Raw genomic sequence first — 19,238 nt, 5'->3', positions numbered from 1 at the left:
CTTTCTTAACATGATAGTAAATTATATACATAACAATCTGTGCAATGAAAAATATAACTTGATATTGTGGTTCCCTGTTTTTCAGTGTGCAGGAATTTTAACCTATTTCTCATTAAATTTTGAACCAAGCTGTGCTTTCACTATATCTATTTTTCTCTTGCTTTCACCTATACTAATTCTGATTGCAATATTATACAGGAAATACGCAATATTATGCATTTCTTTAATTGCAGTGCTCATAGGATTTACAGCCAGCAAATTCAGAACAGATTCAGTTAATACTCACATTCTTGATAAGGAAAGGTATGTGAAAGATATTGTTGCTACAGTGAAGGATATTAACGATAGGAGCTCATATAAACAATTTTTGCTTTATGAAATAAAAAACACGAAGTTCAAGCTGGATAACATCAGAATATCAGTTAAAACCAAAGCGGAAGAAGGCATTAAAATAGGGGATCAAGTAAAATTATCAGCAAAACTCTTTCCTCCAAAAATTGCGCCTTCGGAATATGCATATGATTTTGCAAGAATAGCATATTATCAGAAAATAAGTGCAACAGGCTTTGCAACAAGCAAAATAGTCCTGTACAAAAAGGCTGAAGCAAGAAAATTTCAAGAGTATATAGAATCTTTCCGTCAATATATCTATGAAAACCTACAGCAAAATACCAAAAAGCCACACGCGGACATAATCTCTGCATTATTAATTGGCAAAAAAGACGGGATAGATCAAAAAACTATGAATGCGATACGAGATTCAGGTATAGCACATTTATTCGCTATATCTGGTTTACATTTATCGTTTGTTGCTGGTCTATTTTTTATAGTATTCCGTAATTTATTTGCAATATCTGAAACTTTGACTCTTAAATATAACACTAAAAAAATATCTGCATTCTTTACTATCTTGCCAACTACCTTTTATTTGTTGATTACCGGTATGCAAATTTCTGCTCAGCGTGCCTACATCATGGTGATCTTGGTACTTGTTGCAATAATCATAGAAAGGAAATATCGAGGATTAATAGCAATTGCGTTTGCTGCTTCGGTGATACTCATAGTGGAGCCAGAAGCAATCTTAAAGCCAGGTTTTCAAATGTCATTTTCTGCTGTTTTGGCACTAGTTGCCAGCTATCAGATCAATGCTAATAAGTTATTCAAAATAAAAATAATAAAATATTTTGTGTCGATAATGATCAGCTCAATAATAGCAAGTTTAGCAACTGTTCCGTACACAATATACAATTTTAACTATTTTTCAATCAGTGGCATTATCACAAATTTGATTGCTATACCAATAGTTACACTCATTATTATTCCACTTGGAATAATCTATGTTTTATTGATTCCTTTAGGTACTCAGTGGATTATAACGCCTCTCATGGAACGCCCAATTGACAGCGTTTTATATATAACAAACGCAATTGCCAGTCTTCAGTATTTGGTTATTCCTATTCGCACTTTTCCTGCCTCATTAATTATTATAATAACGCTTGGGCTATTATGGTTATGCTTGTGGGAAAGGAATTGGCGTTTCTTTGGAATTTTCTTTATTGTGCTAGGTATTTTCTCTAGCGCTATGTATACAACTCCTGACATTCTAGTCAGTGCTGATAATCTTGCTGTAAAAGAAGATGACAATTTACTATATTCCCTTACTAGAAAAAACAGAAATTTTGTTGTCAAAACGTGGGCAAAGCAAAACGGGCAGAATCAAATTGTGAATCATACTAAATTCAGTAATTCAAACAAAAGGCTAAAATGTAATGATTATGACTGTACATATAATAAAGGAAATAATAAGTCAGTGTTGCTAGCTCATAAAAGAGAAGATATTTTAGAAAATTGTAACAATGTCGATCTAGTAATTCAGTTAAGCAAGTTTAACTATCCAGCTTGCAATACTAAAATCATCAAATACTCTGACTTAGAGGCATATGGCACACACTCTGTTTGGCTAGCAAATAGTGGCATAAAGGTTAGCAAAGTCCGTTCTAATCGTCCTTGGCATAAGCCAAAAACTTGTTTTTAAAGTATCATTTATATATAATTACTTAATTAGGATGCAAGGAAATTTATGCCTTTAGATACAACAAATCCTTTCAATGTTAAAGTAGATCATAATTTTGCCAAAATAGATGATGCTATTGGTTTTTTTCCTAGGTTATGGCGTGCAACAAAGAAATATTCTGTAAGTAACACTCTACCCATAGCGATTGTAAATATTTGGCTTCAATTTTCTTTGGCTTATGTAGCTGCAATAATAATAACCCATAATGATCTAAGGTTTATTACAGATATTTTTAACCCAACATTCATGCCAATTTACACTTTGGTTTCTATTATTCTTTTAACAACTTTTGTAGCCTCTTCTGCTATGAGATATATGCATAAGCAGGAGATAAAAGAAGGAGAAAAGTTGATAGAGGAATTAATAAATAATAAAATTAGAGGTGGCAAAGACAACGAGATGAGTGAAATCGCTGAAAATGCTCTGAAAATAGAGATAAAACCAAATTTAAGTCTTATAGATTCCAAAAAAGCAAACTTTTCAATAGTTTTGCCAATTTCTGAAAATCAGAAAAAAATATTAGATAATCAAATACAAGAGAATAAAAATAAGGCCATTTTTCTTACCATACCATATGTAATTAGTGCTGTAATTATAGTTGGTGCGTTAATACAAAATAGATTGAGCTTTGCCAATATTCAGGCTTTGGAATGGGTTCCAGTTGTACTGGCTAGTATCATTGCTATCGTTGGAATATGTATAACATTCAGCAAGCTAAAAACCAATGAGATAAACAATAATCATAATATTGTTAAAAAATTTAATAATTTAGATATTCTCTTTCCATGCAGAAGAGGTGGTTTTGTATCGGTAATGGAAAAAAAGACAAAAGATGAGGAAGAAAATGATCCAATATCTCGATTAATAAAATTACTAGATAAGCACTTGACTAATTTTACAGATAAAATTGTTGACTCATTTGATAAGCGCTTAGATGAAGCTAAAGATCTACTTGATAGCAAACTTCTAAAACCTGCAAATGATGAAATTCAAGAAACACTTGTTCATCTACAAGGAATTAGAGGAGACATCAAAAAAGATTTAGATAAGTTGCGTAAGGAAATGATGGTCATTTTAAGCGAAGCTAAAGAGCTGGCAAAAAGAACAAATTCACTAAAAATTGAAAGCATTTTTTCTAGTTTAGAGAATACTATTAAAATCGCTGAAGATAAGGTTGAGCGATTTGAACCAAGCAGATTAGTTGGCTTTTTTCAATCTGGAGAAAGAACAATTAGCGATGATCGTGAGTTCATAGATACATTGGAAAAACAAAAAGAAGAAGCGGAAAAGATAAAGAACGAATTAGAAGAAGAACTAAAAAAAGTAAAAGATGAGCTAGCAGAATTAAAGAATAAACAGACTCAATCAAATGAACCTAATAGCAGTGAAGGCAGTATTACTGCTACTTCTCTTGAAAAACAGCGAGATGAAGAGAAAAAAGCAATAGAAAAACATAGATTATTAAAATCAAAAAAAAGGATGAAAGAGCTGGAGCAAGAAAATGCAAAATTGGAAAAAGAATTATCTGAACAAGAAAAAATGGATGAATGGAGAAAAAAAGTTAACGGTAAAGCAAGTGACTTTCTATATTATTTATTAGAGTCTATTAAGCTAGAAGAAAAAGATAAAAAAGAAGAAAAGAGGGAGTTAACGCTACGGGATTTTGATAATAAAATAATAATTTACTGGAAAGATGGCTCTCAAACAATTTGCCATATTAAAAAACAAGACGGCCTTCAAATTCAACCTAGTACAAAAGTTGATTTTGTGAATCCAGATGTTCATGCAGCATTCAAAGTAGCTTGCGCAGGGTAGTGACCATAGATATAACCTTAAATGTTAATAGTGACGAAAAAAAATTAAGGCTAGATACTTACATAGCTAAAAAGTGTAACATATCACGCAGTAAAGCACAAAGATTGATACAAGATGAGCGGGTAACATTACTTGGCACGCCGATAATTAATAATGACCACATAGTAAAACCAGGTGAAGAGTATATAGTACATCTCGTTCAACCTGACATATCCACATCAATTGGACCTAACTATAATATAAAGCTTGATATCATCTACGAAGATGGGGACATTATAGTTCTGAGTAAACAAAGTAGATTAACAGTACACCCAGGTGCTGGAACAAACAATGATACACTCCTGAATGCAGTGATCGCTCACCTTGGCAAAATTCCATATATAAATACAAGACCAGGAATTGTTCACAGGCTTGATAAAGATACTAGTGGACTCATGGTAATTGCAAAAAATGAACAATCCCACAGCTTCTTGTCTGAACTGCTATCAAATCGTAAAATAAAACGGGAATACTTAGCAGTAATTTGGGGAGCATTACCTAATCTGCAAGGAACAGTAAAAACCCATATTGCTCCAAAACGCAGTAATAAAGAAATGATGTGTGTCACAAAAACAGCAGGTAAATTAGCAATCACTCATTATTCAGTGAAGAAAATTATAGGGCAAGCAAGCCTGGTTAAATGTACTTTAGAGACAGGCAGAACACACCAAATTCGAGTACACATGAGCCACATAGGACATTCTGTAGTTGGTGATCAAGTTTACGGAAAAAATAGTAGTAAAAGTGAAAAACATGCTAAAAACTCTGACTTTATCCGTAATTTCAATAGACAGGCACTACATGCTCACACGCTAGGCTTATATCATCCAAAAAGTAAAGAATATATAGAATTTGTTTCTGATTTACCACAAGACATGCAAGTCTTAATCGGTGAATTTGAAAATATATCTTAACAACATTCATATCAATATTATCATCCATGTTATCAAGAAGTTAATTAATGAGAGAAAAACTGCTGCACTACCTAGATCTTTCACTTTTTTTGAAAGTATATGTTGTTCACTGGAAATACGCTCAATTATTGTTTCAAAAGCAGTGTTAATAATTTCTACAATTAACACCAAAAATAGGCTACTTACCATTACTGCACGTTCTAAATTACTTACATCTAAAACAAACAAAGTTGAAACACATATTATAAAAAGCAGTAACTCCTGTCTGAACGCAACTTCTGATACAAAAGCTGATTTTATTCCTTCACAGGAGTATTGAATTGCTTTTATTAGACGAGTAATGCTTTTCTTCATTATCAATTTTGGAAACTCAATGAATTACACTTATTGCACTCAGGTAAAAAATGCATGAAAACACCTTTCAGTCGTGATCACTTACAAAGATTTTTAAGTTAAAGTCTAGCATATTGTTTGAATCAAGAAAATTAGTACAAAGCCTTTCAACAAACGCTCAAGGCAGTTATATATTGATACTGACACAAAAATCCTTTAATTAAATTTCTCTCTCCTTAGCTTACACGATCCTCATTTTGAAATAAGTAATAATTTATTATAGTCTTGATATTTAAATATTTTGTATCTGCTGTAATGATTTCACTTCCAATTTGCTATTCTTTACATATTGAATTGCAAGCGCTAACGCTTTACTCCCAGAAGCTGTGGTGCTATAAGCTATATTTTGCAAAATAGCAGTTCTCCTGATATCTTTGCTATCTGAGACTGATTTCACACCTTTTGAAGTATTGATTACTAGATTTATTTTTCCATCTTTGAGCATATCAACTATGTGGGGTCTGCCTTCTCTCACTTTATTTACAGCTTTTGCAGCAATGCCGTTATTGTTCAGATGCAAAGCTGTGCCTTTGGTGGCATATATTTCAAAACTCAGTTCTTTCAACATTCGTACAACAGGCAATATATACTCTTTATCATCATCTTTTACTGAAACCAGAGCTGTTCCTTCTGTTGGTAACTTGTATCCTGCAGCCATGTGCACTTTTGCAAGTGCAGCTCCGAAAGATAAGTCAATTCCCATCACTTCTCCTGTTGATTTCATTTCAGGACCAAGTAAAGTGTCAATTCCCGAAAAACGCGTAAATGGAAAAACAGCAGCTTTAACTGCAAAATGATTGAAAGGCTTGTTTTCCTGATTCAATTTTTTACCCAAAATAACCTGAGTGGCAAGCTTTGCAATAGGAATATTGATTACTTTGGAAATAAAAGGAACTGTACGGCTAGCCCTTAAATTCACTTCAAGTATGTATACATCACTCTCTTGAACAGCAAACTGAATGTTTATCAGACCTTTCACTTTTAATGCTAATGCTATTCTCTCAGTTTGGAGCTCGATCTCTTTTATTACTTCGTCACTCAATGTATTTGTCGGTATTGAACATGTTGAATCGCCAGAGTGGATACCAGCTTCTTCAATATGCTCCATAACCGCTGCAATGAAAACTCTTTCCCTATCACATACAGCATCAACGTCAACCTCAACTGCATTGACTAAAAATTTATCAAGAAGCAGCGAACCATGCTCAAAGATTTTAGTGTGATTCAGGACGTACTCTTTGAAGCTATCAATATCATGCAAAATTGACATAGACTGACCACCAAGGACATAGGATGGCCTCACTACTAATGGAAACCCCACCTTTTCTGCGTTGATTAACGCTTCTTCCACTGAATGACAGATAGAATTTTCAGGTTGTTTTAAATTAAGTTGCAAAGCAAGATTTTTAAATCTCATGCGATCTTCTGCAAGGTCAATAGAATCAAAAGATGTACCCAAGATATTAAAACCTCTTTCGTTCAGCACTTTGGCTAATTTTAAAGGCGTTTGACCACCTATTTGAACTATTACACCAACTAGTGTGCCATTTTCTTGCTCTTTACTTAGTATTTCAAGCACATCCTCTGCAATGAGTGGTGCAAAATATAAACGATCAGCGGTATCATAATCAGTTGAAACGGTTTCGGGATTGCAGTTAATCATTATTGTTTCGTATCCCATTTCTTTGGTGGCAGAAACTGCATGAACGCATGCATAATCAAACTCAATACCTTGACCAATGCGATTTGGACCACTTCCTAAAATGACAACCTTTTCTCGGTCAGAAATGTCCGCTTCGCATTCTGTCCTGTTTGTAATGTCTCCCTCATAACATCCATACATATAAGCAGTGCTCGATTCAAATTCAGCTGCACAGGTATCTACACGTTTATAAACTGGATTAACACCAAATTTTTTCCTCATTGCTTCAATTTGCTCTGATGTCATTCCAGTGCGTGACACTGGAATCCACCTATTTTTTTCTTGGATCCCAGCTGGGATGACAGAGGTAGGTCTATTACTTAACTTTGCGAGCCTTGCATCTGAGAAGCCCATTTTTTTCAGCTCTAATATTTCATATGCAGTTTCAGGAAGGCCGTTTTCCTTGATTTTTTGTTCAGCTAATATAATTTGCTGTATATTTTGCAAAAACCATAAATCATAACCTGTAATCGAATTTATTTCTTCTATGCTAATTCCGTGGCGCATTGCGTCAGCAGCAATCAGTAATCTGTTTGGCAGCAATTTTGCTAACTGAGATTTAATATCTGTGTCTTCAGAAAACACTTCATCAAGTCCCGTGAGCCCTGTTTCAAGTGAGCGAAAAGCTTTCTGCAGTGACTCATTAAAAGTACGGCCGATTGACATCACTTCTCCCACTGATTTCATGGAGGTTGATAATTCACAATTTGTCCCCTTAAATTTCTCAAACTCAAATCGAGGAATTTTAGTGACGATATAATCAATCACTGGTTCGAATGCTGCTGGTATTATTGGAGCACAGTCGTTACGTATTTCATCGAGCGAATAGCCAATAGCAAGTTTAGTGACAACTTTTGCAATAGGATAGCCTGTTGCTTTTGAGGCAAGTGCAGAAGAGCGAGAAACCCTTGGATTCATTTCAATTACAACGAGGCTTCCATCTTCTTTAGGATTCACTGCAAACTGAACATTTGCACCACCGGCACTAACATCAATTTCCCTCAGCACTGCTATAGATGCATTTCTCATTTGTTGATATTCAGCATCACGCAGAGTCAAAGCAGGAGCAACTGTGATACTATCTCCGGTGTGCACTCCCATTGGATCAACATTTTCTATTGAACACACTATTATACAGTTATCCTTGCAGTCACGGATAACTTCCATTTCATATTCCTTCCAGCCGATAATTGATTCATCTATCTGAACTTCATTTATTGGTGAAATTTTTAGAGCACTTTCTGTGATATTGAAAAACTCCTCTTTATTGTATGCTATGCCACTACCTGCGCCACCAAGAGTGAATGATGAACGGATGATTGCTGGTAATCCAATGTAATCCAAAGCCTTTTTTATTTGTTCTTGATTTTTTATAATGATACTTTTGGGGTATTTTAGCCCTATTTTATCCATGGATTGGCGAAATAATTCTCTATCTTCCGCTTTTTTTATTGCTTCTCTATTTACCCCTATTAATTCTACGTTGTATTTGTCTAACACTCCATCATCTGCAAGTTTTATTGCACAATTAAGTGCTGTTTGCCCTCCCATTGTTGGTAATATTGCGTCTGGCCTCTCCTTAATTATAATTTTTTCTATGATTTCAGGTAGTACCGGCTCAATATAAGTTGCATCAGAGAATTCAGGATCTGTCATTATAGTTGCGGGGTTGGAGTTAACCAAAATGACTTTATAACCTTCACTTTTTAATACTTTACAGCTTTGCGTTCCAGAATAATCAAACTCGCATGCCTGACCTATAACTATTGGGCCTGCTCCTATTACTAATATAGATTCTATATCTGTGCGTTTTGGCATAATTACAATAACGATCTCTATTCAAGTAATGTTACCAATCTTTCCTGTATATGTGAATTTTTATTAAACCTATTAGCTAACTACTTTTAGGCTTGACGCATAACTGTACGAACATTGCAATTTGCGTGGCAGATTTCAGTGCTTGACACACAGCTGTACAAACATTCATTTTTGAAGGTAAATTGCACAGCAAATGATGTCATTCAAGTAGCTGACACTGGTTCCTTTATGACGGCAGTGCCCAGAGGTGTCATCCCAGTCTGGGATCCAGAAAACTTAACTTTAAATAAGTGGCCGCACAATAAAGACTAGATTCCAGTGTCAAACACTGGAATGACACCATAGAGGCACTGGGATGACATCCTTCCTAGTGGACTCAAATCACAATGTTCATACAGTTGTGGGCTTAACGGTATCTTTGCAGATACTATGGTAATTTACTCGGGAGATTTGCTAAGTGGTAAGATTTGTCCTGATATGCTACAATCTTCAGAAGCAAGTTCCACAAATTTGTCTGTCAGTTTATCAGGTGGCACCAATTCAGATATATCTTTTCCCGGAAATGCTTGCTTATACATTTCACTATCGATAGGCTCTTCCGAATACACGGCATTTATGCACAAATTCGTATGTTTTGTCTCAGATGCATATATCTTCACCATTGCTTCTAGTGCAACTTTACTTGCAGCATATGGCATCCAATATGGATAAGAGGAAGGAGAAAGTGTTATCTTTGAGGTCATGAATATCGCTCTTCCAGCATTAGACTTTTTTAGTATCGGACCCAAATTTTTTAGCAAGTACCAACTGGCAGTAAAATTTGTATTCATTACCTTCTGTAGATCTTCAAGCTCACAATCGTGAACAGGGCTCAACTTACATAAAATTTCAGTGCATGTAATCAGTATATCAAGTGTGCCAGATTCTGATAATTTTGGGCTTTCTATCATATTTGCCAGTTTTTCTACGTTTTCAAAGTCTAAAAGATCAAGCTGAATTAGTTTCACATAGCCTTCTTTAAGCTCTTCAATTTCATTATACAGTGGCTTGAGGTGATCGATAAACCTTGAAATCAGAATCACACATGCACCTTCTCTTACAAACCTTTTTGCAACAGCAGAGCCTATTCCACCTGAAGCCCCGGTAATTAAAGCTACTTTACCTTCTAACTTACCCATTTCTTTCTCCTTAGCAAGATCCATTGAAATATTTTAGCTGAAAATTAAATTTTGCTCCATATATAAAAATCAAACTTAGCACATAAAAAAATAGTAACGATACTACCACACCACCTAAACTTCCATATATCAAATTCAGTTGATCAAAGGAAGCTTTTAAATATTGCTTGAAAGCTGAAGCAGAGATCGTCCAAAGAATAACAGCCACACAAGATCCGGGAAATACGTCTGATAAGTTTTGCTTTATGTTTGGCAATGTAAAATATAGCCAAGATACTATAGTAAAAAGCACAAACTCAATAAGTAAATATCTAGTATAACTTAGCCCTTGGTAAGAAAAATCAATTAACATTGGCACTAATGTAAAAAATACTATAGTCAGAGTTGTAACAAGCGTAATTACTAAAAATTGTAATATACTGAGCACCCTTCTCCATATATAAGGCGATGAAACCGGAACTTTATAGGCCTTATTCAATATCGTTCTAAATCCTTCAATTGTCGATGAGGCAGTCCAAACAGCGCCTACAATTGCCAAGGTTAATAAGCTTTGCGGAGGGCCTGATATTATCTCCCTAATACGTGGCATCAAAGATGATAAAATATCCTGTGGCATGTTATCAATAATAAATGCCCAGCCGACATTGTATTGATCTAAGAAATTTGCGAACGTTGATGCCATGGCTATTAAAACAATAAGAAAAGGAAATATTGATAACAGGATTAAAAATGATAGATACCCTGCATGCTCCACTCCATCATTATAAATTGTGTCAATTAAAGCACGATAAAGGCAATAAACGATACTATAAAATTTCTGTAGCACTTGTAATATAAATAAACTAAGAAAAGTATTCTAAATGAAATAAAGCATACTTTTAAGTAAAAAATCCTCACCGTTTACTTAAATTTAATCAAAATGATAGATAATCCAGCGTTAAATACGGAGGCATAATGAAAAATTTTCTTCTACTTGTAGCTTTAATTCTCTCTTTTGCGTTTGATGCAAGCGCTGATGAAACATCAGCAGTAATATGTAAGATAGTAGACTATACTCACAGCATAGGTGGACCGATGATTACAGTAGTGATAATTGGTGCAGCCTTGCTTGCAATATTTGGCAGAATGCCATGGCCAGCACTTTTTGCACTCGGTGCATTTACTGCTGTGTTTTTTGGTGCACCTAAAATTGTGAGCGTGATAGCACCAGGTGTAGCAGAAGCTTGCATAAGTTGCCCTAGTAATCAGGAAATGATCAATGGTACATGTGTTGCAAAATGTGCTGGAAACAAAAGACGTAATGCATCAGGACAATGTAGTTGATGATTTGAGACAGATAGTAAAAATAGTGCTTAAGAGGGGCGATACTTTTACATTATATCATAAACCTTTGTTGAGATTCCCTTCACTTGAAAGTGGCTAAAATGGCCACTTTCACTGTCTATAACTACCTAATAAATTCTCTTTCTGTAATCATATCAGTTAAAGTCTAGATTCCAGCGTCACGCGCTAGAATGACACCATTTGCTACGCAATTTACTTTCAAAAATGAATGCTCGTACAGCTGTGTGTCAGCTACTTACATAACACCTCTCGAAAATTACTTTAGTTACAAATATTAAGAAATTTACAAAACGAAGAAAAAAGGCAAAAGAATCCCCGTGTGACGAGTTTTAATAATTTAAATTGATAATGTGCTAACAAGCGTGATTTGGCTTAATGTAGAAAAAATTTAAAAAGCCGCTATAATTTTTATGTAATTTGCCAATAAATATTTGAGTTTTTTACTGATTTTTTGATTGAGCCTGCAGGTCAAAAATAAGGATAAATACTCTTATTATCATGGCAAGGGAGTTGGGGGAATTTGTAAAGTAATCTTTTTCATTTGTATTCCCTTATGCTTGAGATAACTGCATGCAGGTTCATGGATCTCTTTACTCTTTAATTTCGATGAATTCCCTTTGAAGTTGAATATTGAAAATTAACTGGAGAATTGTGAATTACTTCGTATATGTGATAACAAGCCATGGCGCTCTCAGCAAAGCCATTTAGTATCAATTTTAGTTTGCCTGGATAAGCAGCTATATCTCCGATTGCATATATTCTATCTCTACTGGTTCTAAGTGTAGCTGGGTCGACAGTTATGCGGCCATGTTCTAACTCTATACCCCAACTGTTTATTGGCCCAAGATTCATTGACAATCCAAAAAATGGCAGCAGAAAATCAGCGGATATTTCTTTTTCTTCCTTAGAGGCAATGTTTTTTACTATCACTGCGCTCAACTGCCCATTACCTCCTGCTAGTTCGTGTAATTGATATGGCACTACCAGTTCTATCTTTCCATTATTTTCAAGTGATTCTAATTTATTTCTAGTTTCAGGAGTGCAGCGAAATTCCTTTCTCCTATGTATCACATAAATTTTCTTTGCAACTTTAGAAAGTTCTACAGTCCAATCAGCCGCAGAATCCCCCCCCCCTGCAATGACTATAGTTTTGTCCTGAAAATCAGAAATTTTATTTACATTATAAAATACAGATTTATTTTCATATTCTAATATACCACTTAAGGGTGGACGGTTAGGTTCAAACATTCCGTTACCTGCAGCAATGATAACGGCTTTGCATTTTACCTCTGTACCTATGTTCGTTATGATAGTAAAGTTTTCACCTTCGTTATTTGAAATCTTTTCCACTTTTTGACTTAAATGGTAAACAGGCTCAAACGGTGAAGCTTGCTCCATTAGTCGCTCAATTAATTTTTGGGCAGTAATTACAGGATAACCAGGTATATCATATATTGGCTTTTCTGAGTAAAGAGCTGTGCATTGTCCTCCTGCTTGATCCAAAACATCTATTACATGACATCTCATATCAAACATTCCCGCTTGAAAAGCAGTAAATATTCCAACAGGCCCTGCACCTATTATTACGATATCGGTTTCCATATTCAGATGGTGATCTATTTATAGATATTAGCTTTCTTTGCTAACAAGGTCAATTTACAAAGGGATTTATTTTTAAAAGATGTGGCTAGATTAGATAAGATTTACAGCGTTACGAACCATCTAAATAAGCTCTAAAAATTAACTAACATTTTAAATCTGAGAAGTAAGTGCGGACGGAATGGGATTCGAACCCATGGTACGTTTCCGTACGTCAGTTTTCAAGACTGGTGCCTTAAACCGCTCGGCCATCCGTCCACCTCTTTTTTACCACAATATTTAATTTCAAGCAATCTATAAAAATCTTACTTGCCTACACAAAAGCTACTAAACACACTATCCAATATTTCCTCAACATTAATAATTCCAATTACTGCACCAAGTTCAAATGCAGCAAGCCTCAAGTCTTCAGATATCAACTCAATTGGATTATAGATATTAAAACGCTGTAAATGTTCCAGTGCTTTCTGCATGTGATTCCTATGTCTTTGCCGAGTAATCACAGGAGTGTCTCTATCATGCCCAAATTTTTCCTTTGCCTTCTCTTTTATGAGAGAGATCAATTTGTTTGTACCTATTCCCTTTAGAATAGAAATGGGTAAAAGATCTATGCCATTAATTTTTATATTGTGATTATTGATAACATCGTCAGCTTTGCTCAATACATAAATAGTATCGCTATTTACAACGTTGCAATTGATATTATGACGCTGTTCAAAAGGAAATAGTTCTATTCTTAAATCAGCTTCAAAAGACCTTTTTTTCGCTCGACTTATACCTTCTGATTCTATTGGATCTGAACTCTCACGAATTCCAGCAGTATCAGAGAGAATGATTGGGTATCCACCAATGTCAATATGAGCTTCAAGTATATCTCTTGTTGTGCCTGCATATTCAGAAACAATAGCAATATCACGCTTGGCTAAGAAATTAAACAGAGTTGATTTACCGACATTTGGTTCACCAGTTATTACAATATGTAAACCCTCACGCAACCTTTCGCCCCGTCTATTATCATTTAAATGCTCTTGTATCAACTGCACGAGAGATTGCACTTCATTATTAATTTTTTCCAATTCACTTTTTTCTGCCCAAATGTTCTCTGGAAAGTCTATATATGCTTCGATTTTGGATTGTATCGTTATTAATCTTTGCCTCCAATTGCTGTATAGTCTCTCCAATTCTCCTGATATCTGCTTAATCGCTTGTTTAGCTTGCATTTTCGTCTCAGCGTCAATTAAGTCTGCAATCCCTTCTATTTGCGTTAAGTCAAATTTACCATTTAGAAAAGCCCTAAGTGAGAATTCTCCAGGCCTGGCCATAACGAAAATTTTTGATAATTCCTCCAAGATGATTTTTATGACGGCCTTGCTTCCATGCACTTGAAACTCTATAACATCCTCGCCAGTAAAACTGTTTGGAGCAGGGAAATAGATGATTATTCCATTATCTATCAATTGATTGGAATCATCATATAGATCAACTAAAGTAGCAAATCTTGGTTTAATTTCTTTCTTAATATGAAAATGATTTAAAGCTTTAAGCGCGTAGTTGCCTGAAATTCTGACTACTGCAACTCCTGACTTACCAAATACGGTCGATAAAGCGAAAATAGTTTCATTTGTGTTTGTCATTATTGATATAAACTACTTAGCAATATTACACTTAAGAAACCAAAATACCTAAAAAGTCACCCAGGTGAAAATATTTATTTTGAAAACTGATAATATGATTTATAATGACTGACACAAGTTTTAAATACTTTATGCTCAAGAAATTAGCTTGGTACTGGTCTTTTGTAGAGTTAATTAAAGGGTTTGTTATTACATTAAAATATATGTTTAAGCCAAAGGTTACTTTGAGGTATCCTATAGAGAAGGGCCCTTTAAGTCCAAGGTTTCGTGGTGAGCATGCGTTGCGTAGGTATCCAAATGGTGAAGAACGATGCATAGCTTGTAAGTTATGCGAAGTTATCTGCCCTGCTCAATCAATAGTTATTGAAGTAGAGGAAAGAGAAGACGGTAGTCGCCGCACCACACGCTATGATATTGACATGACAAAATGCATATATTGCGGACTTTGCCAAGAAGCATGTCCAGTTGACGCAATTGTGGAGGGTCCTAACTTTGAATTTGCTACTGAAACAAGAGAGGAGCTAATGTACAATAAAGAAAAGCTATTGCGTAATGGTGAAGTTTGGGAAGAAGCAATTGCACTCAGGTTAAAAAAGAACAGGCCGTATTATTAACTAGGTATGTCAACAATTAAAATTTCTTACAGCAAGTATGTAATAGATCTCTTGTACAACTGTTATTTAACTGAAAGATCAGTAGCTCACCTTTTGGTGTCATTCCAGCGCGTGACGCTGGAATCTAGAAAAGAAAGAAACATGGATCCCAGTGTCAAGCACTGGGATGACAAAAGGTCTAATGAATGATAAAAGTTACCTTTTTATCCGAACAAAAAGTAAAAGAATACAGTGGTAGAGTCACTGGCTTTGATATATTACAACCGGATGCTTTGAGAGAAGCAATTGCCTTTAAGGTAAATGGTGAGTTGTATGATCTCTCACGTGAAATTGAATCTGATACAGAGATAGAGGTAATACAACTGAGTGACGAAGCGGGTTTAGATATAATAAGGCATGATGCTGCTCATATAATGGCGCAGGCAGTAAAAGAGCTCTTTCCTAATACTCAGATTACTATCGGGCCAACAATTCAAGATGGTTTCTACTATGATTTTGCTACAGATCGTGCCTTTACCACGGACGATCTTACTGCAATAGAAAAAAAAATGAAGGAAATTATAAAAAGTAACCACAGATTCGTCCGAGAAGTTTGGACTCGTAAGCAGGCAATTGATTTCTTTAGTGATATAGGTGAAAGATACAAGGTTGATATTGTCTCATCAATACCAGAAAACGAAAACCTAACTGTTTATAAACAAGGCAACTTTGTAGACCTATGTCGTGGTCCGCACTCACCATCAACTGGCAGAGTTAAAGCGTTTAAACTTATGAAAGTAGCAGGTGCATACTGGCGTGGCGATTCTAAGGGCCCAATGTTGCAAAGAATATATGGCACCGCGTGGAGAAATAAGGATGAATTAAATACTTATCTTAAACGTCTGGAGGAAGCAGAAAAACGCGACCACCGCAAAATTGCTAAGGATATGGACTTATTTCACATTCAAGAGGAAGCTGTTGGGCAGATTTTTTGGCATGAACAGGGATATACTTTATATAATGTTCTTGAGTCTTACATCAGAAAAAAGTTAATGAACAATGGCTACTTTGAGGTAAAAACACCTATTTTAGTAAGCAAAGAGCTGTGGGAAAAATCGGGACATTGGGATAAGTTTCGTGAAAATATGTTCATTATTGATGAATCTGAAAGTAAAAAGCTAGCAATAAAACCCATGAATTGCCCTTGTCATGTGCAGATTTTTAATTCTCACACCAGAAGCTATCGTGATTTACCGATACGTATGGCAGAGTTTGGCACATGCCATAGAAATGAAAGCTCAGGCTCATTGCATGGAATGATGCGAGTGCGTGGTTTTACGCAAGACGATGCACATATTTTTTGTATGGAAAAACAAGTGAATTCTGAAACTGTAAAGTTTTGTGACCTTTTAAAAGAAGTATATTCAGAACTTGGGTTCAATGAAATTTCTGTGAAATTTTCAGACCGTCCAGATACTAGATCAGGTAATGATGAAGTGTGGGATAGAGCTGAAAGAGCACTGCTTGAAGCAGTTAAAGAAGCAGGGCTTAGTTATGAACTTAATCCTGGTGAAGGTGCATTTTATGGTCCAAAGTTAGAGTTTGTTTTGAAAGATGCAATAGGTAGAAATTGGCAATGTGGAACGTTGCAAGTTGATTTTATTTTACCGGAGCGGCTTGGAGCTTTTTATATAGGAGCAGACGGACAAAAGCACCACCCTGTTATGCTACATAGAGCAATTCTTGGAACTTTTGAACGTTTTATTGGGATTTTGATAGAAAATTATGCAGGAAAATTTCCAATTTGGCTTGCTCCAACGCAACTTGCTATTCTGACCATTATAAATGAAGCTGATGGTTATGCTACTGAAATCAGCAATATTTTAAAAGAACAAGGTGTTAGAATTAAGACCGATTTGACCAATGAAAAAATTAGTTATAAGATACGCTTGCATAGTTCAAATAAGGTACCTATATTATGGGTTATAGGTAAAAATGAGATCATCAATAGAACTGTGTCAGTGAGAAATTTAGGGTCAGAAGAACAAGAGTCTTTTCCTTTGGAAAAGGCTACTGAATTGCTTTTAAAAAGTATTAATTTGAGTTAAGGGAGAAAAACTTGCAAGTTCAAAAGAATAATAAAAACAAAATTAATGAATTCATTACAGCTAAGGAAGTACGCTTAGTTGATCATAATGGTGAAATGGTTGGAATTGTGCCATTAAGACAAGCTTTGGAAGTTGCACAAGGTGTCAATTTAGACTTGGTAGAAATTGCACCTGATTCAACTCCTCCAGTATGTAAAATACTCGACTACAGTAAACAAAAATATGATGCAAAAAAGAAGGCAAGCGAGGCAAAAAAGAAACAAAGAGCATTAACTATAAAGGAAATTAAGCTGGGCCCCAATATTGATAATCATGACTATGAAACAAAATTGCGTCAAACAAGAGATTTTCTTATATCTGGGCATAAAATCAAGTGCACAATGAAATTTAGAGGTAGAGAGCTTATAAATACTGAGGTTGGAGTGGAAAAATTAGAACGGCTAATTCGAGACACTGAAGATATTGCAAAGGTAGAGCTAGCGCCTAAAAGGGAAGGAAATCAATATTTTCTAACTCTGGTTGCTAAGTAGTAAAACGGTGTCCGTTCAGCAGAGCGGCAAAATAAGGTAGACAAAGCAAGATAATAAAGATAATCATAGGGTAAATATGAGGTAATATGGTAAACCTTTTAGAACTCTGCAAAAATTTACAGCAAAAAATAGAAAAGTTAGAAGCAAAAATAGAAAGATTGGAAAGAGAGAATGAAAGTTTAAAAGCAGAGCATGAGGCTTTAAAGATAGAGAACGCTGAATTAAAGGAAAGGCTAGGTTTAAATTCAAAAAACTCATCAATTCCCAATTCAAAAGAATTATACAAAATGAAAAAGGAAAAGCCAAAAAGCGAAAGAAAGATTGGTGGTCAAGTTGGGCATAAGGGTAATTATCGTGCTAAAATGGAAGCAGATGAGGTGATAAAGATAGAGTTGTCACCTACTTGCGAATGCGGAGGGAAGATTGCAATATGCGAAAAACCTTATATTCATCAGAAAGTAGATCTTCCGGAGATTAAGGCTTATGTAATGGAATATCAGTTGGAACATGGCCGTTGTCAGAGATGCGGAAAAAGAAGAAGTAGCAAGTTACCAGAGGGTGTTACGCCAGATACATTTGGCCCAAGGGTTAAGTCAGTAGTTGCAGCACTCAGTGGGTTTTATAAAAATTCAAAGCGCGAAGTAGCTAGCATCATAAATGATATCTTCAATTTGAACATAAGCGTCGGTAGCATATCAAATAGTGAACATAGAGTTGCTTCAAAATGCAAAAAAATGTATGAGCAGATCGAACAAGAGATAAGTAGGAGTAAAGTTCTACATATTGATGAAACGAGCCATTATAACAAAGGTAAACTCGCTTGGTGTTGGATGTTTGCAAGCAATACGGCAAGTTTTGTGAAGTTGACAGAGTCAAGGGGAATGAAAGTTTTAAAAAATAGTGTATGCTGCAATCGTAATAGCTTGGTAGTAACCGACAGATATGCAGCATACAACTACTTTGCTGATGAAAGAAGGCAAATCTGTTGGGCACACTTAGCAAGGGATTTTGAAAGATTAGCGCATAGTTGGAAATTTGAAGTTAAAGTTCTGGGCTGTTACTTGAGAAATGTAGCCACTGAGTTATTTGCACTGAAAAAAGCTTTACTAAAAAATGAGATAGATGTTTCAAGATTTATTAGACGTGCCAAGAAATTGCGAAAACGTACAAGGTATTATTTGAAGGAAATATCTCGCTTACCTGAAGCAATTGGAGCGTCTCGAGTTGCAAAGAATATTTTGAAATCTGAAAGAATGATGTGGAAATTTTTAGATGACCCAGAAAATACTCCGCTGACAAATAATCACGCTGAACGGCAAATACGGCATTATGTCGTTTATCGCAAAAATTCATATTTTACACAATCAGAACGAGGAAACTCATTCCTTGAGCAAATAATTTCGTTATACTTAACATGGAAACAGAGGAGGCTAAACCCTTTTCACAATCTTCTATCTATCGTTTCTTAAACCACTCTGCTGAACGGATACGTAAAAC

At 35.2% G+C, this 19,238-nt stretch carries 14 protein-coding genes and 1 tRNA gene; 8 read left to right on the top strand and 7 right to left on the bottom strand.

What is annotated here, in order from left to right:
* Window positions 1-10: 10 nt before the first annotated feature.
* From ACE38P_RS06005 to ACE38P_RS05995, 3 genes are read left to right on the top strand one after another with little or no spacing between them, the layout of a single operon-like run.
* On the top strand, window positions 11-2,035 hold the full coding sequence (locus ACE38P_RS06005) for a ComEC/Rec2 family competence protein (RefSeq protein WP_374699691.1): 2,025 nt from the start codon (window positions 11-13) through the stop codon (window positions 2,033-2,035).
* Window positions 2,036-2,080: 45 nt separating this feature from the next.
* The gene (locus ACE38P_RS06000) at window positions 2,081-3,889 is read left to right on the top strand and encodes a coiled-coil domain-containing protein (RefSeq protein ID WP_264682486.1); all 1,809 of its coding nucleotides are present in this window, start codon (window positions 2,081-2,083) and stop codon (window positions 3,887-3,889) included.
* A complete protein-coding gene (locus ACE38P_RS05995; protein ID WP_374699690.1) occupies window positions 3,889-4,842 on the top strand; it encodes an RluA family pseudouridine synthase in 954 nt (317 codons plus the stop codon). Before ACE38P_RS06000 ends, ACE38P_RS05995 begins: the two co-directional genes overlap by 1 nt.
* A gap of 6 nt (window positions 4,843-4,848) precedes the next feature.
* On the opposite strand, the gene ACE38P_RS05990 is transcribed toward ACE38P_RS05995, so the two are convergent.
* The 4 genes from ACE38P_RS05990 to ACE38P_RS05975 form a co-directional block, all read right to left on the bottom strand.
* Window positions 4,849-5,196, bottom strand: coding sequence for a diacylglycerol kinase (locus tag ACE38P_RS05990; RefSeq protein ID WP_064085518.1), 348 nt, complete (start codon window positions 5,194-5,196; stop codon window positions 4,849-4,851).
* Window positions 5,197-5,467: 271 nt separating this feature from the next.
* Complete coding sequence (carB, locus tag ACE38P_RS05985) at window positions 5,468-8,755, bottom strand: carbamoyl-phosphate synthase large subunit (protein ID WP_374699689.1); 3,288 nt, start codon at window positions 8,753-8,755, stop codon at window positions 5,468-5,470.
* 437 nt (window positions 8,756-9,192) lie between these two features.
* The gene (locus tag ACE38P_RS05980) at window positions 9,193-9,957 is read right to left on the bottom strand and encodes an SDR family oxidoreductase (RefSeq protein ID WP_007302308.1); all 765 of its coding nucleotides are present in this window, start codon (window positions 9,955-9,957) and stop codon (window positions 9,193-9,195) included.
* On the bottom strand, window positions 9,944-10,759 hold the full coding sequence (locus ACE38P_RS05975; RefSeq protein ID WP_007302309.1) for a YihY/virulence factor BrkB family protein: 816 nt from the start codon (window positions 10,757-10,759) through the stop codon (window positions 9,944-9,946). Before ACE38P_RS05975 ends, ACE38P_RS05980 begins: the two co-directional genes overlap by 14 nt.
* Before the next feature lie 128 nt (window positions 10,760-10,887).
* On the opposite strand from ACE38P_RS05975, the gene ACE38P_RS05970 reads away from it, so the two are divergent.
* Window positions 10,888-11,256 carry a TrbC/VirB2 family protein gene (locus ACE38P_RS05970; RefSeq protein ID WP_007302310.1) on the top strand — a complete coding sequence of 123 codons (369 nt, stop codon included), beginning with the start codon at window positions 10,888-10,890 and terminating at the stop codon, window positions 11,254-11,256.
* A 618-nt stretch (window positions 11,257-11,874) separates the two neighbouring features.
* On the opposite strand, the gene ACE38P_RS05965 is transcribed toward ACE38P_RS05970, so the two are convergent.
* The 3 genes from ACE38P_RS05965 to mnmE form a co-directional block, all read right to left on the bottom strand.
* Window positions 11,875-12,879: an NAD(P)/FAD-dependent oxidoreductase gene (locus ACE38P_RS05965; protein WP_374699688.1), complete on the bottom strand. Its 1,005-nt coding sequence runs from the start codon at window positions 12,877-12,879 to the stop codon at window positions 11,875-11,877.
* A gap of 170 nt (window positions 12,880-13,049) precedes the next feature.
* Window positions 13,050-13,134 (bottom strand) — tRNA-Ser (locus ACE38P_RS05960).
* A 47-nt stretch (window positions 13,135-13,181) separates the two neighbouring features.
* Window positions 13,182-14,510 carry a tRNA uridine-5-carboxymethylaminomethyl(34) synthesis GTPase MnmE gene (mnmE, locus tag ACE38P_RS05955; protein ID WP_374699687.1) on the bottom strand — a complete coding sequence of 443 codons (1,329 nt, stop codon included), beginning with the start codon at window positions 14,508-14,510 and terminating at the stop codon, window positions 13,182-13,184.
* Between the two features lie 131 nt (window positions 14,511-14,641).
* Between mnmE and nuoI the strand changes: the two genes are divergently transcribed.
* The 4 genes from nuoI to tnpC all read left to right on the top strand — a co-directional run bounded on the left by nuoI (window position 14,642) and on the right by tnpC (window position 19,210).
* Complete coding sequence (gene nuoI, locus ACE38P_RS05950) at window positions 14,642-15,124, top strand: NADH-quinone oxidoreductase subunit NuoI (protein WP_374699686.1); 483 nt, start codon at window positions 14,642-14,644, stop codon at window positions 15,122-15,124.
* Between the two features lie 185 nt (window positions 15,125-15,309).
* Window positions 15,310-17,211 carry a threonine--tRNA ligase gene (gene thrS / locus ACE38P_RS05945; RefSeq protein ID WP_264704515.1) on the top strand — a complete coding sequence of 634 codons (1,902 nt, stop codon included), beginning with the start codon at window positions 15,310-15,312 and terminating at the stop codon, window positions 17,209-17,211.
* A gap of 11 nt (window positions 17,212-17,222) precedes the next feature.
* Window positions 17,223-17,741, top strand: a complete 519-nt coding sequence (infC, locus tag ACE38P_RS05940; RefSeq protein ID WP_010404127.1) for a translation initiation factor IF-3 — start codon at window positions 17,223-17,225, stop codon at window positions 17,739-17,741.
* Window positions 17,742-17,827: 86 nt separating this feature from the next.
* Complete coding sequence (gene tnpC / locus ACE38P_RS05935; RefSeq protein ID WP_374699286.1) at window positions 17,828-19,210, top strand: IS66 family transposase; 1,383 nt, start codon at window positions 17,828-17,830, stop codon at window positions 19,208-19,210.
* Window positions 19,211-19,238 lie beyond the last annotated feature (28 nt).

The sequence above is a fragment of the Wolbachia endosymbiont (group A) of Limnophora tigrina genome, from assembly GCF_964263225.1.
Lineage (GTDB): Bacteria > Pseudomonadota > Alphaproteobacteria > Rickettsiales > Anaplasmataceae > Wolbachia.
The sequence above is the reverse complement of the archived record's forward strand: the minus strand, read 5'-3'. Positions and strand labels throughout refer to the sequence as shown.

Excerpts from the sequence above, each read along its gene's own strand:
- ACE38P_RS06005 (WP_374699691.1), top strand. The coding sequence starts at position 11 with ATGATAGTAAATTATATACATAACAATCTGTGCAATGAAAAATATAAC.
- ACE38P_RS06000 (WP_264682486.1), top strand. The coding sequence starts at position 2,081 with ATGCCTTTAGATACAACAAATCCTTTCAATGTTAAAGTAGATCATAAT.
- ACE38P_RS05990 (WP_064085518.1), bottom strand. The coding sequence starts at position 5,196 with ATGAAGAAAAGCATTACTCGTCTAATAAAAGCAATTCAATACTCCTGT.
- carB (WP_374699689.1), bottom strand. The coding sequence starts at position 8,755 with ATGCCAAAACGCACAGATATAGAATCTATATTAGTAATAGGAGCAGGC.
- ACE38P_RS05980 (WP_007302308.1), bottom strand. The coding sequence starts at position 9,957 with ATGGATCTTGCTAAGGAGAAAGAAATGGGTAAGTTAGAAGGTAAAGTA.
- ACE38P_RS05970 (WP_007302310.1), top strand. The coding sequence starts at position 10,888 with ATGAAAAATTTTCTTCTACTTGTAGCTTTAATTCTCTCTTTTGCGTTT.
- ACE38P_RS05965 (WP_374699688.1), bottom strand. The coding sequence starts at position 12,879 with ATGGAAACCGATATCGTAATAATAGGTGCAGGGCCTGTTGGAATATTT.
- mnmE (WP_374699687.1), bottom strand. The coding sequence starts at position 14,510 with ATGACAAACACAAATGAAACTATTTTCGCTTTATCGACCGTATTTGGT.
- nuoI (WP_374699686.1), top strand. The coding sequence starts at position 14,642 with ATGCTCAAGAAATTAGCTTGGTACTGGTCTTTTGTAGAGTTAATTAAA.
- thrS (WP_264704515.1), top strand. The coding sequence starts at position 15,310 with ATGATAAAAGTTACCTTTTTATCCGAACAAAAAGTAAAAGAATACAGT.
- tnpC (WP_374699286.1), top strand. The coding sequence starts at position 17,828 with ATGGTAAACCTTTTAGAACTCTGCAAAAATTTACAGCAAAAAATAGAA.